The sequence below is a fragment of the Tepidanaerobacter syntrophicus genome (assembly GCF_001485475.2).
GTDB classification, from domain to species: Bacteria; Bacillota; Thermosediminibacteria; order Thermosediminibacterales; family Tepidanaerobacteraceae; genus Tepidanaerobacter; species Tepidanaerobacter syntrophicus.
Window position 1 is genome coordinate 213113 of the sequence record NZ_DF976999.1, and the last position, 16611, is coordinate 229723.

Annotated in this window: 13 protein-coding genes; 2 read left to right on the forward strand and 11 right to left on the reverse strand. The window is 38.5% G+C overall.

What is annotated here, in order from left to right; all coding sequences use genetic code 11:
* Positions 1-91: 91 nt before the first annotated feature.
* The 6 genes from ftcD to hutH all read right to left on the reverse strand — a co-directional run bounded on the left by ftcD (position 92) and on the right by hutH (position 9404).
* Positions 92-991, reverse strand: a complete 900-nt coding sequence (gene ftcD / locus TSYNT_RS01915; RefSeq protein ID WP_059031471.1) for a glutamate formimidoyltransferase — start codon at positions 989-991, stop codon at positions 92-94.
* Between the two features lie 12 nt (positions 992-1003).
* Positions 1004-3025, reverse strand: coding sequence for a urocanate hydratase (locus TSYNT_RS01920; protein ID WP_059031472.1), 2022 nt, complete (start codon positions 3023-3025; stop codon positions 1004-1006).
* Between the two features lie 56 nt (positions 3026-3081).
* The gene (locus tag TSYNT_RS01925; RefSeq protein WP_059031473.1) at positions 3082-4314 is read right to left on the reverse strand and encodes a helix-turn-helix domain-containing protein; all 1233 of its coding nucleotides are present in this window, start codon (positions 4312-4314) and stop codon (positions 3082-3084) included.
* A gap of 151 nt (positions 4315-4465) precedes the next feature.
* Positions 4466-6421, reverse strand: a complete 1956-nt coding sequence (locus TSYNT_RS01930) for an oxidoreductase (RefSeq protein ID WP_059031474.1) — start codon at positions 6419-6421, stop codon at positions 4466-4468.
* 58 nt (positions 6422-6479) lie between these two features.
* Complete coding sequence (locus TSYNT_RS01935) at positions 6480-7814, reverse strand: APC family permease (RefSeq protein WP_059031475.1); 1335 nt, start codon at positions 7812-7814, stop codon at positions 6480-6482.
* 81 nt (positions 7815-7895) lie between these two features.
* Positions 7896-9404, reverse strand: a complete 1509-nt coding sequence (gene hutH / locus TSYNT_RS01940; RefSeq protein WP_174221064.1) for a histidine ammonia-lyase — start codon at positions 9402-9404, stop codon at positions 7896-7898.
* Positions 9405-9725: 321 nt separating this feature from the next.
* Between hutH and cysK the strand changes: the two genes are divergently transcribed.
* Together cysK and TSYNT_RS01950 are read left to right on the forward strand one after the other, a co-directional pair.
* A complete protein-coding gene (cysK, locus tag TSYNT_RS01945) occupies positions 9726-10661 on the forward strand; it encodes a cysteine synthase A (RefSeq protein ID WP_059031477.1) in 936 nt (311 codons plus the stop codon).
* Positions 10662-10749: 88 nt separating this feature from the next.
* Positions 10750-11520 carry a GntR family transcriptional regulator gene (locus tag TSYNT_RS01950; RefSeq protein ID WP_059031478.1) on the forward strand — a complete coding sequence of 257 codons (771 nt, stop codon included), beginning with the start codon at positions 10750-10752 and terminating at the stop codon, positions 11518-11520.
* A gap of 6 nt (positions 11521-11526) precedes the next feature.
* On the opposite strand, the gene TSYNT_RS01955 is transcribed toward TSYNT_RS01950, so the two are convergent.
* The 5 genes from TSYNT_RS01955 to TSYNT_RS01975 all read right to left on the reverse strand — a co-directional run bounded on the left by TSYNT_RS01955 (position 11527) and on the right by TSYNT_RS01975 (position 16470).
* The gene (locus tag TSYNT_RS01955; protein WP_059031479.1) at positions 11527-12351 is read right to left on the reverse strand and encodes a PfkB family carbohydrate kinase; all 825 of its coding nucleotides are present in this window, start codon (positions 12349-12351) and stop codon (positions 11527-11529) included.
* 6 nt (positions 12352-12357) lie between these two features.
* Entirely contained in the window at positions 12358-13212 is an 855-nt protein-coding gene (locus tag TSYNT_RS01960) for a carbohydrate ABC transporter permease (RefSeq protein ID WP_059031480.1), read from the reverse strand.
* A gap of 3 nt (positions 13213-13215) precedes the next feature.
* Positions 13216-14103, reverse strand: coding sequence for a carbohydrate ABC transporter permease (locus TSYNT_RS01965; RefSeq protein WP_059031481.1), 888 nt, complete (start codon positions 14101-14103; stop codon positions 13216-13218).
* 69 nt (positions 14104-14172) lie between these two features.
* Complete coding sequence (locus TSYNT_RS01970) at positions 14173-15468, reverse strand: ABC transporter substrate-binding protein (RefSeq protein ID WP_059031482.1); 1296 nt, start codon at positions 15466-15468, stop codon at positions 14173-14175.
* A 27-nt stretch (positions 15469-15495) separates the two neighbouring features.
* Positions 15496-16470, reverse strand: coding sequence for an SIS domain-containing protein (locus tag TSYNT_RS01975; RefSeq protein ID WP_059031483.1), 975 nt, complete (start codon positions 16468-16470; stop codon positions 15496-15498).
* Between the last annotated feature and the right edge of the window lie 141 nt (positions 16471-16611).

The following is a 16611-nucleotide window of genomic DNA, read 5'->3' on the forward strand; positions in this document are numbered from 1 at the left end:
CTATTTTTATCAAAGATTAGGGGCAAAAGCTTAATGCCCCTTGCTGTTTTATCACGGTCTTTGACCGCCCGCAATCTATATAATGAATCAATTACTGTAGCAAGTAATTCTCCAATATCTGTTTATTGGAATCAAAGTTTTCCAATTGCAAATAGTATTCAGCTACATCTATAAGGGCTTTCATAGGAGTAAGGCCTACTATTTCACTGCCTACTATATTGACTCCATAACGCCTTGCCTCCATTTTGACCATCTCAAAGGCTCTGTAAAGAGCTGTTCTTTCATAGTCTACCATGTTAATTGACACCTGGGCCAGGTTTCTATCTTCTAACATTACCCCGATAGCCCTTACATTTTTTAGCCCTCCACTTCTTTCGCGGATGAGTTTTGCAATCGTATCGGCAATTTTTATGTCTGATGTGTCAAGATTGATATTGTAAGCTATAAGTGGCTTGCGCGCTCCAACAGCTACTACCCCTGCCGTAGGGTGAATTTCCGGTTTTCCAAAATCAGGAGCCCATTGAGGGTCCTTTAATTTTTCTGCCATTTTTTCAAACTGGCCTTTTCTTATATCTGCAAGGTTTTTCCGCTCAGGCTTTGTAGCTGAATCTTCATATAAAAAGACGGGAATTGAAAGTTCCTCCGCAATTCTTTCTCCAACTTTCTTAGAAAGCTCTATACATTCTTCTACAGTGATGTCTCTCACAGGTACAAAAGGTATTACATCGGTAGCGCCCATCCTTGGATGTTCCCCTTTGTGTTTTGTCATATCGATTAATTCAGCTGCTTTTTTGCAGGAAAGAAAAGCCGCTTCTGCTACTGCTTTCGGATTGCCAATAAATGTAAAAACACTGCGATTATGGTTTTTATCAGCAGAATAGTCTAGAAGCCTTACGCCTTCTACAGATCTTATTGTATCAGCAATAGCTTCAACGACCTCTTGGCGTCTGCCTTCACTGAAATTTGGAATACATTCAACAATTGGATTCAAGGTGGTTCCTCCTTATAAAGTTTTGTCTACTACTTCATCTATCAGTTCTTGTTTTGGTATATACGGAAGTGTAATATGACCAAGGCTATCATAATTTTTATTAAAATCTACACCTGTTTCAATAGAGTTTTGATTTCGTGCCCAGGAGCGTCTTGCAACGCCGCACATTACATCCCATAATAGGGCGGACTTTATAATATCATCGGTCTTTTTGCTTCCATCTAGCAGCAGTCCGAAGCCCCCGTTTATGGCTTTACTTATGCCTACGCCTCCGCCGTTGTGAAGGGCTACAAGGCTCATACCCCTTGCGGCATTGCCGGCAAAGCACTGTGTAGCCATGTCTGCCATTACATTACTGCCGTCTTTTATATTAGCTGTTTCTCTAAAGGGTGAATCGGTTCCGCTCACATCATGGTGGTCTCTTCCAAGCATCACAGGCCCGATTTCTCCTTTTCTTACCATATCATTGAATTTAAGGGCTATTTTCATTCTCCCTTCGGCATCTTGATAAAGTATCCTTGCCTGTGTGCCTACTACCAGCTTATTTTTTTCCGCATCGCGAATCCAGATATAGTTGTCCCTATCTTGGCCTCTGCGGTTTGGATCAATGCATTCCATAGCTGCTTTATCTGTTTTTCTTAAATCCTCTTTCTTGCCGCTTAGGCAAACCCAGCGGAAGGGTCCGTAACCATAGTCAAAAAGTTCCGGTCCCATTATGTCTTCAACATAGGAAGGGAATATAAAGCCATCTTTCTCATCTTTGCCATTCTTTGATATTTCTTTTACGCCTGCGTCGAACACTGCCTTCATAAAGGAATTTCCATAATCAAAGAAGTAAGCGCCGCGATCAACCAAGGTTTTTATAAGTTCAAAATGCCTTCTCAAACTTTTATCAACAAGCTGTTTGAATTTTTCTCTATCTGTTGCAAGCAGCTTGGTGCGCTCCTCAAAAGTCAGGCCTTGAGGGCAATATCCGCCGTCATATGCTGCATGGCATGAGGTTTGGTCTGATAATAGGTCAATATGAATGTTATTTTTTACTGCATATTCCAGTAAATCAACTATGTTGCCGTGATAGGCAATAGACATAGGTTCTTTCTTTTTCATATATTCATGAGCAGTATCAAATACTTCTTTTAAATCTGACGATACTTTTTTCACCCATCCCTGGTCGTAGCGCGTTTTAATACGGGAATAGTCGACCTCGGCTATAATTCCAACACCACCGGCAATCTCTACTGCCTTGGGTTGTGCTCCACTCATTCCGCCAAGACCTGACGAGACAAATAGATAGCCTTTCAAGTCTTCATCATGGGGAATACCAAGTTTTAATCTCCCGGCATTTAATAGTGTATTGAAGGTTCCGTGAACTATTCCCTGGGGCCCGATGTACATCCAGCCTCCCGCTGTCATCTGTCCATAATTGGCAACTCCCATCTCTTCGGCAATTTCCCAGTCATCATGGTTGTCGAACATGCCTACCATTAAGGCATTTGTTATAATTACTCTTGGAGCTTCCGGCTTTGAGGGGAAAAGACCAAGGGGATGCCCTGACATAACTACAAGCGTCTGATCCTCAGTCATTACCTCAAGGTATTTTTTAATTAATCTATACTGCATCCAATTTTGGCATACGCTGCCGGTTTCACCATATGTTACAAGCTCATAAGGGTAAAGCGCTACTTCAAAATCCAGATTGTTGTCTATCATAACTTGAAAGGCTTTTCCGGCAAGGCATTTGCCTTTATATTCGTCGATAGGCCTTCCATATATTCTCCCCTGAGGCCTATAACGATAGCCATAAATTCTGCCATAAGTTAAAAGCTCATCTAAAAACTCAGGTGCAAGTTTTTCATGGTACTGCTCCGGTATATATCTCAAGGCATTCTTTAGTGCAGTTTTGGTCTGTTCCTTTGTCAGATTAAACCCCCGGCTAGGAGCTCTTCTAATGCCCTCCACAAATTTCGGCATTTCCGGCAATTCATCATCAAGCTTTATTTTCATTGCCTTTGAAATATCATAATTGTTAAGCATTTTATCTCTCTCCTTTTTGTAATAATGTTTGGATATGCTTTGATTTAAGTCTGATTTTATTTTCCACTACTCTTTATTTTTTCTTCTTTATATACTTGATTATCTATTTTAAATTTGCTCGGCGGCACACCTTCAACATTCTTAAAAACTCTACCGAAATAACTTGAATCTTGGTATCCTACTTGGCTGCTTACTTCCTTTATACTCAAATCTGTTGTCAAAAGAAGCTTTTTAGCCTCATTTATTCTAACTTTTGTTAAGTATTCTATAAAATTCATGCTTGTAAATCTCTTGAACTCATGACTAAAATGATATGGACTTATGTGAACGTGTTCTGATACATCTTCTAAGGTTATATTACTTGCAAAATTATCATTAATATACTCGATAGCTTCTTCAAATAGTTTGGTATTCATGTGTTTCCTACGTCTAGATATCTCATCGATTATTTGCGAGACAAGTTCTTTGGTCTGATTTTCTAATTCTAAGAATGTATCGCTTTCTGCTATTCTCTTTAAAAACCTACGGCTTAATATTCCAAGCTTTTCCGATCGAATTCCCGCCTCTATTCCCGCCCTTATAATTATCAAGGCAATTTCATTAAATCTTGCTTTAACAATTACAGGATCGATGTTTGGCGTTTTGTTAGTGATTGAGCTTATAAAATCATCTAAAATCTTAAAAGCAGCTTTCTTATCACAGCTGAGTATTTTTACAGAAAACTGAGATTCAATTTCTATAGAAAAGATATTAGGGTCTGTTATAAAAGGAATAGTGTTTGCAATATGAATTGCTTGTCCGGTGCCAGTGTAAAATTTATGGCGACATGCCCGAAGTGCATCTTTATATGAAAGATGTAGATCGAAAATATTTTTACAAGGAAGGCCTATTCCTATTGTTATGGATATACCCGTTTCGTCTTCGATGTATCTTTGCAAATTTTGGCCGATATCTAAGGCTTTCTCTCTTGTTTCTTCTTTATTATTGAGTTGAAAAAGTAGTGCATATAAATCTTCCTCCATAGGCACTACTAAGGTATAAAGATTTTCAACTGCTTCTTTAAGGCTTTCCAATACAGCAAGTCTTAAATTCTGCCGCTGTATCTCGCTCTTATTGCCAAATTGCAAGTGATAGTTGTCAATAGCTGCGACCATAACTATATTAGGTCTAAAGTCTGCAGCAATTTCTTTCTCAAATTCTAAAATTTCCTCCTCGTATTTAATATTGTTGCAAAGAAGGTCTCTGAAAAAACCTAGTCGGGCATATTCTGTAAAAAGATCTTTTTCCATTAATGGCATACCTCCTATAAATTTTTAGTCGATTCATAGAATTGTAGGTGGGTTTTGTCTGGTTATTTTTATGCCCGACTTTACCTTTGATTTTTTTACTTGCATAAGCCCTACAAAATTTTGTAGGGCTTATGCAAAGATTATTACTGCACTATATGCTCATTGCTGCATCATAGCCGCTTCGAATTGCTTCTAATACCCTTTTTGGTTTTAAACAGTCGCCAATAAGATAAAATTCTGGTGCATATTTTCTAAATTTATTAGTATCATTTGGATCAGCCTTTAATCCTACGGCTATTATTACATTATCAGCTTCGTATAGCTTTTCTTCGCCGTTTGCCGTTACTGCAATTACACCTTCATTTTTAATTTCTTTACATATAGTATTGGTTAAAAGCTCTATCGGGTATTTTGCTATTTCTAAAAGAAGCGCTTCTCGATATAAATATGCCCCGTCCGGTATAACTTCGGGCTTCATTTCCAGCACTTTTACTTTTTTACCGTGCTGGGCAAAATAAAGCGCTTCTTCGCATCCCACCAGGCCGCCTCCTACTACCACTACATTATCACCAATATTCACATTTTTATTGTAAATATCAGCGGCTAAAACGACTTTTTCACTATCGATCCCGGGAATATTTGGAATTATTGGGTGGGCCCCAACTGCTGCAATGATAACGTCCGGCGAGATATATTCAACAACTTCAGGTGTAGCTTCTGTATTAAGCATTACTTTTATTGCTCTCTCATTTACACGTTGAATAAGAAGATCTTTAAACTTCATTAAGTCAATTTTAAATGGGACATGCTCTGAAAAGTTAATAAGGCCTCCTAATTTATCCTCTTTTTCACAAAGAACAACTTCATGCCCCATATCTGCTGCAGTTATTGCGGCTTCCATCCCGGCAGGTCCACCGCCAATAACCAGCACTTTTTTACGTCCTTCGAACGGTTTTACGACCATCGCTTCTTGTTCTCTGCCAATAATTGGATTAACAGTGCATCTAAGGCTTCGAGTTGGATACTTTACATAAGGTACAAAATCTCCGCTTAAACAAACAAGACAACGCTGGCATGGGGTAATATCATTCGCTTTTCTCATCTTTGCCTTTTTAGGTAAATAAGGATCTGCAAGTAACCCGCGGCCTATCGCTACAATATCAGCTTTCCCACTTGCTATTATTTCGTCCATCATAGCCGGATCGTTTAAACCACCTACGACAGCAACTTTACTTGTTTTTACTGCGTTTTTAATGGCTGCGGCAAGCGGGACGTTCAATCCTCGCTCGCAAAAGGGTGATGAAAACATTTTTACATTTGTTTTTGGATCATGAAATGTTCCGCACGAAACATGTATTATATCAACTTTGCCGTCGAGCATCTTGGAAAATTCTACCATATCTTCAATAGTATAACCGCCTTCCGTATGCTCCGTTCCACTTAGCCTAAATTCAATCGGAAAACCCGGACCACACTTCTTTCTTATATTTTCTACGACCATTAAAGAAATACGTGCACGGTTTTCAATGCTTCCGCCAAATCGATCCTTGCGATGGTTTGTAAGTGGTGATAAAAACTGATGCAAAAGCCATCCATGTGAACCATGAACCATGCACATATCGCATCCACCTAATTTTGCCATTTCTGCGGCATCTCCAAAAGCTTCAACGACTTCAGCTATAATATCTTCATCCATTTCTACAATAGGTCCTCCAAATAGAGGCGGCGCTGCGCTAGGACCGTATATTGTACCTTTATAGTAATCAGCATTCGCTCTTCTTCCGGGGTGAACTAATTGAATTGATGAAAAAGCTCCATGGCGTTTAATAGCATCAGTAGTACGAATTAATGAGGGTAAGATATCAGGGTTGTCAAGACATGGCATCCTTCCGTGAGCTACGCCAGTCTTTGTATGAACATTGCTTTCTCCTATTACAACAAGAGCTGCGCCACCCTTTGCCTTCATTTCAAAATACGCAACTGTCTCAGGTGTTAAAAAACCCTCTTCTGTATTATACCCTGTATTTCCCGGTGCCGCTTCTATTCTATTTTTAAAGGTTAGCGGCCCGATTTGCAGGGGGCTAAATAAATTCGGATAGACTTTCATTAAAAATTCCTCCTTCAACTTTTAATTTCCATTTATAGCAAATCATAAAAATTAAACTTTAAGCTTCTTCATAGCTCACTTCCATATGTACCTTCCCACTTCTTAACATAATCACAGAATACAGCGTTGCAAATACTGCTACAGCAATATTGCCTATAAACTCTGCTTTTGTTAAATTTCCAAGAAGCAGACCTATCTGAGCAACTGTCGAAGCAGTTCCCAGAAGACTGAAAAATACTAAAGAACCATAAGAAACATGGTATTTTGATTTCTCCCAAAGGTCAGGGATAACTTTTGGCATATTCATTGCAGAATAACAAACTAAGGCAAAAAATAGATTGTTTAGAATGACAGCCATATTTCCAAGTGTTGATATATTAACTTTAAAAAATATAGGTATTAAACTTTCAATATAAAGTAGAGTAAGGATAATGTATGGAACCTTGTTTTTGTTTAACTTTCCTAAACCCCTAGGAAGCCATCCATCAACGCATGCTTGAAGTATTGGTTTTGGTATCCAGCCAAGACACGAATTTAGTGTTGTTGTAAGCGCAAACATGGCACCGCCAACTACAAAAAAGATATACAAAGGCCATGGCAGTATTTCTTGAGCTACAAGTGTTAAGGGTTTGTTTGCCACTTGTTCTACGGGCAACACTCCGGCAGCTACTGTTGCCATAAGAGCATAGAATGCAGCTATAACAAGAGTGCCTGTTATTATAGCAAAAGGAATATCTTTTGTGGGGTTCTTGGCTTCAGCTCCAAGATGTATAACTACATTTGCGCCTCCTGTAGCCCATGTCATTAAGGCAGCTGCAGAAAACAATCCCCGCCATCCATGTGTCATAAAACCCTCTCCAAAGAAATTTGGCTGTATATTGGGCATACCATAAACAATAAATATGGTTAGTGCTACCGCCATAATCACCGCCATAAGGTTCTGCAGCTTTGCTGCTGCTTCTATTCCCATCAAATTTATTAAATAAAAAATCGTTAACATAGCAAATGCCACTAAGGTGTGATTTAATCCAGGTATAAGTGCCAGGGTATAATCCGCAAAGCTTATTGCATACATCGACAAAGTACACCAAGCAATTATATGGATAATTATAAAAAATCCTGCAGCACCTTCATGGACCAGTAAAGCCAATTGAGTATAAAATCCTCCTCTTAACCTTATAGTTCCGCTTACAAAAATCATAGGAACTGTCATAGCAAGAGTGAAGAGTGCAGCAATTATCATTGCGATATTTGCAGATCTGCCGGTCATTCCAATAGCAACTCCTGTCAGAGCAAAGACGCCGGCGCCTATTGTCTGCCCTATTGCAATAGACAAAAGTTCTTTTCTTCCAAGCACTCGCTTAAGTTCTTTTGTTGAAGTCAGTTCTGGCATAGTTATCCTCCTTTTAAGAATTTTTTAAACAGAATAGTAAATTAGATATATATTTACCACTTCCTTTTTTATACTTTCTATTTATATAAGTTCATTTGTCAAAATTAGATTTGAAATTGTGCTTATTTCGTTTGACAAAACTCTGTCATGTGACAATGTACCAACTTTTTCCCTTATTAACCTATATGCCTCTTTTGTCCCCTTCCCCATCTCCTTTCCTTTATTTTCTTTTAGCCGCAAATCTATTGCTTGTGCTGCGCATAAAAGCTCGATAGCTAAAACGTTTCTCGTGTTTTCAACTATTCTTCTTGCTTTTCTTGCTGCAATGGTTCCCATGCTTACATGGTCTTCCTGGTTTGCTGAAGATGGGATGGAATCTACGCTTGCCGGAGTTGCAAGGGTTTTATTTTCCGATACCAGTGATGCTGCAGTATATTGAGCTATCATAAGGCCTGAATTTAAGCCGCCATTGTCTACCAAGAATGCAGGCAGTCCCTCGTTTAGGCTAGGATTTACAAGGCGCTCAATCCGACGTTCCGCAATGCTTGCAAGCTCCGAAACCGCTATCCCCATATAATCCATGTTTATAGCTATGGGCTCCCCATGGAAATTGCCGCCGGAAATAACCACATCGCTTTCAGGGAAAATTAAGGGATTATCTGTTGCCGAATTCATTTCAATTTCAACTATCTCTTTAATATGTTCTAATGCGTCTCTTACGGCACCATGCACCTGTGGAATACATCTTAGTGTATATGCGTCTTGCACTTTTGGATTACCTTGATGTGTTACAAATTTGCTTCCTTCTAAAAGTTTTCTCATGTTTCTTGCGCATTCTATCTGCCCTTTGTGAGGTCTTACTAAATTAACATTTTCGTCAAAGGCATCTATCACACCATTTAAAGCTTCAAAAGTCAGTGCCGCAGATATATCAGCAATTCTTGACAAATTTATTGCTTCAGCAAGAGCTAGGCTTCCTATGGCTGTCATGGCTTGTGTACCATTTATAAGGGCAAGTCCTTCCTTTGCTTCAAGTGTTACAGGCATTATTCCTGCCAGCTGCATAGCTTCTTTACCCGGCATAACTCTTCCTTTGTATAAAGCCTCACCCTCACCTATCATAACGAGAACCATATGGGCTAAGGGAACCAAGTCTCCGCTGGCTCCTAGAGAGCCTTGCGATGGAACCCTGGGGATTACTCCTTTATTTAACATATCGATAAGGGTTTGAAGTGTGGAATATCTTATTCCCGAATATCCTTTGGCAAGCGCATTTGCCCTAAGCAGCATCATAGCTCTTACCGCATCTTCGGAAAGATACTCGCCAACCCCGGCTGAGTGGCTTCGAATTAAGTTCACCTGCAGATCCCGGGTATCTTGAGATGAAATATTTACATTGCAAAACTTTCCAAAACCGGTAGTTACGCCATATACCACCTCATTATTTTCAATGATTTTGTTTACATATTCTCTTGATACTTCAACTTTTTCTTTTGATATTGAAGATAGCTCAATTGATTCTTTTTCAACTGCAACTTTTATAATATCTTCCAGCCTCAAACTTTCTCCGTCTATTATCAACACCATCACCTCAAGTTTTTGTTAAATATGCAGCATATGGATAATTACTATTACCACTAGCCATTTCGCTATAAGCCGATTTTGCGATAAAGTAGTTATTATGCTTTTTGCAAGATTTTTTAATTTGTTATGTTATATACTATATTCAACATCTTAACTTTAATTCCTTCGCAAAAAACTATAATTTACCGGATTTTTTTGTTTCTTCCTAATTTTCTGTATTAACGTATTAACGTTTTAATATGTTAAACAAAACTCAACAGTTAATTGACAAAACCTCTCTGAGCGTTATAATTTAAATAAATCAAGAAGTCAAAGGAGTTTTGTAAAATGGGCATTGACAATATAATCTATGATTCCATCTTGGAAACTATTGGAATGACTCCTATGGTAAAATTAAGCAAGCTTTCCCCTGAAAAAGGAGCAAGTATAACAGCTAAGATTGAGTCTTTTAATCCGGGAGGCAGCATAAAAGATCGTATTGCCCTTTCTATGATAAATGATGCTGAAGATAAAGGACTTCTTAAAACCGGTTCCACGGTCATAGAGCCTACCAGCGGCAATACCGGGATAGGCCTTGCCATGGTGTGCGCAGTAAAAGGATACCGGCTTATTTTAGTTATGCCTGCATCTATGAGTATTGAACGAAGAAAGCTTTTAAAGGCGTATGGCGCCGAGTTCATACTTACGCCTCCTGAAGAAGGCATGGATGGCGCGATAAGAAAGGCTGAAGAACTTGCAAAAACCAATAGATACTTTATGCCGATGCAGTTTGACAACCCTGTCAATTCTTTCGCTCATGAAGTAACTACAGCAAAGGAAATTTTGAATCAGACAAAGGGCAAACTAGATGCTTTTGTTGCAACAGTCGGGACAGGCGGTACATTTACCGGAGTTGCAAGAAAATTAAAGGCCGAATTGCCTAATATAAAAGCAATTGCAGTGGAGCCGTCATCTTCTGCTGTTTTATCCAAAGGCGCGGCGGGTCCTCATAAGATTCAGGGCATTGGTGCAGGGTTTATCCCAAAAGTTTTGGATATTGATTTAATTGATGAAATTATCACTGTCACAGATGAAGATGCCTACGAAATGACGCGAAAGCTTTCCACTATAGAAGGAATCCTTGCCGGCATTTCATCAGGAGCCGCGGTGTGGGCAGCGCAGAAAATTGCAGCGGATTTAGAGCCGAGTAAACTAGTAGTAACTATACTTCCTGATACCGGAGAGCGATATCTAAGCACGGAAGGTCTATTCCCTGAGTATTAGAATCTTAAATCCACCTTAGCGAATATTAAGGTGGATTTATTTGTTTGATTATTGTAAAATATATTAGGAAAAGGAGGCTATTTAAGGTATGCTGGATAATTCAAGCAAAGTTAATTTGTATGAACAGCTAAAGTTAGCGATAAAAAATGACATTTTAAATGGAATTTACAAAGAAGGAGACAGACTCCCAAACGAAAAGCAGCTGTGCGAGCAATACGGCGTAAGCCGAATAACCGTAAGAAGGGCAATAAAGGAGCTTGCCAAAGAAGGGCTTATTGAAGTAAAACACGGCAAGGGAACTTTTGTAAGCAAGGAAAAGCTGAGTATAAAGATATTAGATCTAGGAGGTTATGCGGAAAATTTAGTAAGCAAAAATCGCTCTTTCTTATCAAAGGTTTTAGAAAAAAAATTAATTAACGCAGATGATCACCTGTGTAATATATTTAAAATGAAAACTAAAGGAAGCTCTAAGGTATTAGAGCTTACGCGTCTTATAATAGATGAAGGAGAACCGCTGGGTATCGATATTGCTTATTTTCCTCTTAATATTTATCCCGGTATACATGAAAAAATCCACGACAATACCTCCACTTTCAATCTAATTCAAAAAGATTACGGAATTGTCATGGCTAAAGCATATAAGGAATTTAGCGTTGTTACCGCCCAAAGCGATTACAGCAAGCTGCTGGATTGCACCCCTAGCGAGCCTCTGTTTTTTATAAAAAAAGTAATATATGATCCTCATGAGATACCGGTTCACTATTCTTTAAACTATATACTTGCAAGTCGAGTAAAGTATGTTATAAATGTAGACATACCTTACGAGCAAGGCGCAGAGAAAAAAGCGATTACTCAGTAATAAGGTCTATTCACTTTCCAGCTGATGAGGATACCCAAATCCCCCGTAAAAAGTGCATGTCTTTGCTGCGCATTTTGCTGCATATTTTAGCGCGGCAGCCATATCACCGCTTTGAATATAGTAGGTTAAAAATCCTGCTATAAAGCTGTCTCCGGCTCCCATTGTATCAACCACTTTCACAGGCACTATATCCTGCTCGAATATTTTCCCTTCTTTGGAAAAAATAGCCCCTTTAGACCCTCTGGTTATTCCCACAATTTCCGCGCCAAGCATATGGCACTTATTTATAAGTTCTTTCACTTTGCTCAAGCTCATGTCTGAGCCTGACAAAAAGGCATATTTTACATGAGGGCACACTGCCTCTAAATATTTATTATCTTTCATATCAGAAAAATCAAAGGAAATATCACAGCATTTCTTAATAGCTTCAAGTTCCGGTTCCAAGCTCGAATAACAGCTTGTATGGCATATATCGAATTTTGATATATATTCCAAGTCGTTAGGCGTTATTTTTAATCTTACAACATGCTGCACAGTATCCTTTGGCCCGCCTATAAATACCCTATCTTTCTCCGGTGTAAGATTTACTCTGGGCTGACCGCTAATTCCTATCATTGTTCTGGATCTCTCATAACTTACGCCTTCCTGAGCAAGCGCCCACTTTATATGTTGTGCCTTGTCGTCATTTCCAAAAATGCCTATATAAGCACTTTCCCGGAATCCGTTGCGTTTACAGTTTACTGCCACATTCACACAGTTTCCGCCGGGATAATAAAGTCCCTGGTCTATGTAACAATCTGCTACATTATCTCCTACCGCAATCATCTTCATTTTTCATCATCCTTTCAGTGCCCCTTCAGACATTCCTCTTACAAGATGCTTTTGAAGAGCGATTAGCAAAATAATCATTGGTATGGCAGAAATTACCATTCCTGCAAGCAGGACGCCCCAATTGGTTTGAAGTGCATCCCTGAAATTCATTAAACCAGATGGAATTGTTTTTAATTTATCCGAGTCTATAAAAATTATAGCAAACAAGAATTCATTCCATGCATAGTATGCAGTAAGCATAATAGTGGTGAATATTATCGGCTTTGACATAGGCATATATATTCTTGAATAAATGCCAAGCTCTGAGCACCCGTCTATTATGGCAGATTCTTCTATTTCCTTCGGAATGCTTAAAAAATAAGATCGGATAAGCAGGACAGAAAGCGGCAGTCTAAAAGTAATATACGGGAGAATGAGGCCTAATCTTGTATTATGTATTCCGAGCTTTTGCAATAAAACATAAAGAGGAATAAGGCATACCTGAGGATTCACCATCATACCTGCCGTACAAAGCATTAATGCTATATCGATTCCGCGAGATTTATACCTGCTAAGTCCGTAAGCACATAGCGACGCGATTATGACAACTCCTGCTATTGTTGCCGCTGTGACGATTACACTGTTGACAAAGTAGCTTGATATTCCCTTTTCCCATGCAGTTGCATAATTAGAGATAAGCCATTGGCCCGGCAGGCTCCATACATTACTATATATTTCATCATAACTTTTAAAAGATGACATAATCATCCAAAAAAGAGGGTAAAGAATAATAACTGCCCAAAGTATTAGTAAAACCATAATGAAGCTGCCGCTTAATCCTAATTTTTGTCTATGTGAGCTTTTCATTTTTTTATTCGCCATTTGTTAATCCTCCTCCCCGCCGCCAAATAGCTTAAACTGTATTACAGCAAGTAACGCTGTAATTACAAATATTACTATGGCAATAGTTGAGGCATAACCCATTTTGTCTTTAAAAAAGCCAGATAAATACATATGCACGGCTAAAGTTATAGAGCTTGTGCCCGGACCCCCGCCCTTGGTCAATATATAAGGTTCGTTGAAAACCAGCATTGAGCCCGTTATTGTTATTAGGGTTGTCACGAAAATAGTTTCTTTAACCTGAGGTACGGTTATACTAAAAAAACGTCTTATTTTGCTTGCTCCGTCAATTTCTGCAGCCTCGTATAGCTCTTGAGGTATTTTTTGAATTGCTACAATAAACAGCATCATTATGTAGCCTATGCTCTGCCATTGAGATACTGCTATAACTGCATAAGGTGCTGTTTTAGACAATCCCAGCCAAGGCTTTGCTAAATGGCCTAAACCTATTAATTTTAAGAAATTGTTTAATAATCCAATTTGAGGATGGTAGATGAAGCTAAACAAAAGGCAGATTACGGAAATCGAGATAACTACCGGCATAAAATATACCACTCTAAAAAATGGGGCAATTCTTCTGAAAAGCTTATCCTCTAATATCGCAGCCAGAATCAAACCGCCAAATACCTGACATATGACAGAAATTATAGCATATCGAACATTATTTGTTAATCCTGTAACAACAACCTTATCTTTTAATAAAGCTTTAAAATTAGCTAAGCCGACAAATGTTTTTGTTGGAGAAAAAGCTGCAAAATCATATAAACTGTAAATAAAGTTTTGAATTAGCGGCAAGAAAATGAATACAAAAAGCAGAATAAAGCACGGCAGCATAAAGAGATATGGCGTTATCTGCTTTTTAAGTTGTTTCATATATATCACTCGCTCCTTTTGTAAAAATGGGGAGAGGGAAGGCGCATGTCTTCCCGTCCCGAAAAGCTCTTATTTAGCACTATTTCTCAATTTTGCAGCTTCTTGTTGCACTGACTTAATTACATCCTCAGGTGTCATCTCGCCTATAACCATTGATTGGCATCCTCTCATAAATGCATCTGCTATATTGATATTTACTGCATTGTCAAACCAGGGAACAGTTCTTGTAGCATTGAGTATTACATCGTATGCTGCTAAAGACTTATCTGATGCATTTTCCGATGTCACAGCTCCTTTAATGGCATTGAGCTGTCCACAGTCCTTTGTAAATTTGAATGCCATTTCTTTAGAGGTGAGGAATTTTAGAAACTCTTCAGCCTCTTTTGGCGCATTTTTACTTAACATAAACCCTTCCGGTGCGCCGGTCAGTGCATGAGGATCGCCTTTTCCATTTTCAAAGGGCGGAAAATCAAAGAAGGCAAAATCTTTCATTCCTGCATCTTCCACGTATTTTATCTCTGCAAACTGCATATATATTATTGGCACTTCCCCGTTTGCAAACATATTTCTTGCAGTTTCATGATCTATTGCAGTTGCAACCTCTCCCATGTAGTCTGTAAGAGTTTTAAAGGCTTTTAATGCCGTAACATATGATGGATCGGTAAATTCCCCGGTCTTTGGATTGTAGTCCTTTTCTAGAATTTGAGGATCTATTAATCTTTGATTTATCGTACCGATATAATGCGATATCGCCCAAGCATCTGACAGTCCTTCGATTATCGGGGTTTCATAGCCTGCTTTTTTTAGTTTATCAAGAATCTGTACAAATTCTTCAAAGGTTTTTGGCGGTTCTATATTATTATCCTCGAATATTTTCGTGTTGTAAGCAAAAGCTTTGCCATCAATTGTAAGGGGAACTCCGTAAAGTTTGCCGTCAAAAGTAAATGCTCCAAGCTGAGATTCCAAAATATTGCTTGACCATTCCTTGTCTTGTGCAAAAAGCTCGTCTAATGGTTTAACCTTGCCTGATGATACAATATTTTCAGCAAATGAATCTGACCAGGAAGAAAATATATCAGGTAAATCTTCGTTAGAAACTAAAACACGAATTTTTTCCTTGTAGGAATCATTTAAAACACAGTCCATATTAATTTTTACATTTGGGTGCTGTGCTTCAAACTCTGCTACCGCTTCTTTAAAGAACGTATTTCTTGGCTCATTTGGCCAGCGGTGAAAAAACTTGATTTCTACTTTTTGGCCATCGCTTTCGGCCGGTTTTGATGCTTGCTGGTTTGAACTTGTGCCGCAAGCTGCAACAGTCACAACCATAACCAAACAAAGTGCTAAAATAATTAAACGTTTCATTGATGCGTAACCCCCTTTAAAATTTTATTAATATTCCATTTTCCACATATAGCGGCGAACAGAAAGCGGATGGCCTGTGTGCTCTGCAAGCCTGTCTGCATACTGTCTCAAAACTACGCCGGCAATAAGCGGAGTAAAATAACTCTTTAAATCTTCATCTATTCCGTCCATATTAAAGTCTTTTGCATCTACTACAGTCAGTTTTTCACTGAACTTTTTAACAAAGTCGTGAGCTCTTTCGTCCAGAGGTCTTGTCTCTCCCAACCCTTTAATAAGAAGAAAAGGCACATCAAAATCTGTAACTTCAAAAGGACCATGGAAATATTCTCCTGCATGAATGGCGTTAGAATTAATCCATAGCATTTCCATTAGCAAGCAGCTTGTAAATGAATATGCAACACCGTAATTAGGACCGCTAGCCATAGTATATATAAGTTTTTCTCTCTTATATTTCTTGCCGAACTCATCTGCCGCATCAAAGGTCATTTCCTTATTGACATCATATAATTTTTGCAAATTATCTATCGAGCCGATGGCCTTTTCGTATTTTTCATTTGCTGCAATTTCATTTAAAATACCAAAAATTAATCTGTAGAGCATCCCGCTATTTCCTTCTTTTGCCGTGGCTTCGACACCATAATCATAGTGAATCGGAAATTCTGCAGCTTTCCAAAGCGGTGAATCAACCACATTTGAAAAAGCTATTGTTACAGCTCCTTTTTTCCTTGCGAATTCCGCGGCTTTTGCAGTTTCAGGAGTATTGCCTGAGTGCGAACACAAAATTACAACACTGCCTTTACCTAGTGCTTTCGGTTCCCTGTGAACAAATTCGTTTGATGAATAAATTGCAGACGGAGTTTCTATCTCTCTATCAAATATGTAATGTGCCGGATATAAATTTGCCATAGACCCGCCGCATGCTACAAAATAAAAGTTCTTCAAATCCGTTGATTTAACTGCACGAATAGCATCGTTTAATTGTGTTACATGTTCCTGGTTCATATTTATAATTCCTCCCTGACGAAATTTTATATGACCTCATATGATGTCATGTTTAGATTATATAACTATCTTTTAAAAAAATCAATAGACTTTTTTGATTATTTTATTATTGTTAGGAGTTAAATTACTCTGTAATCGATT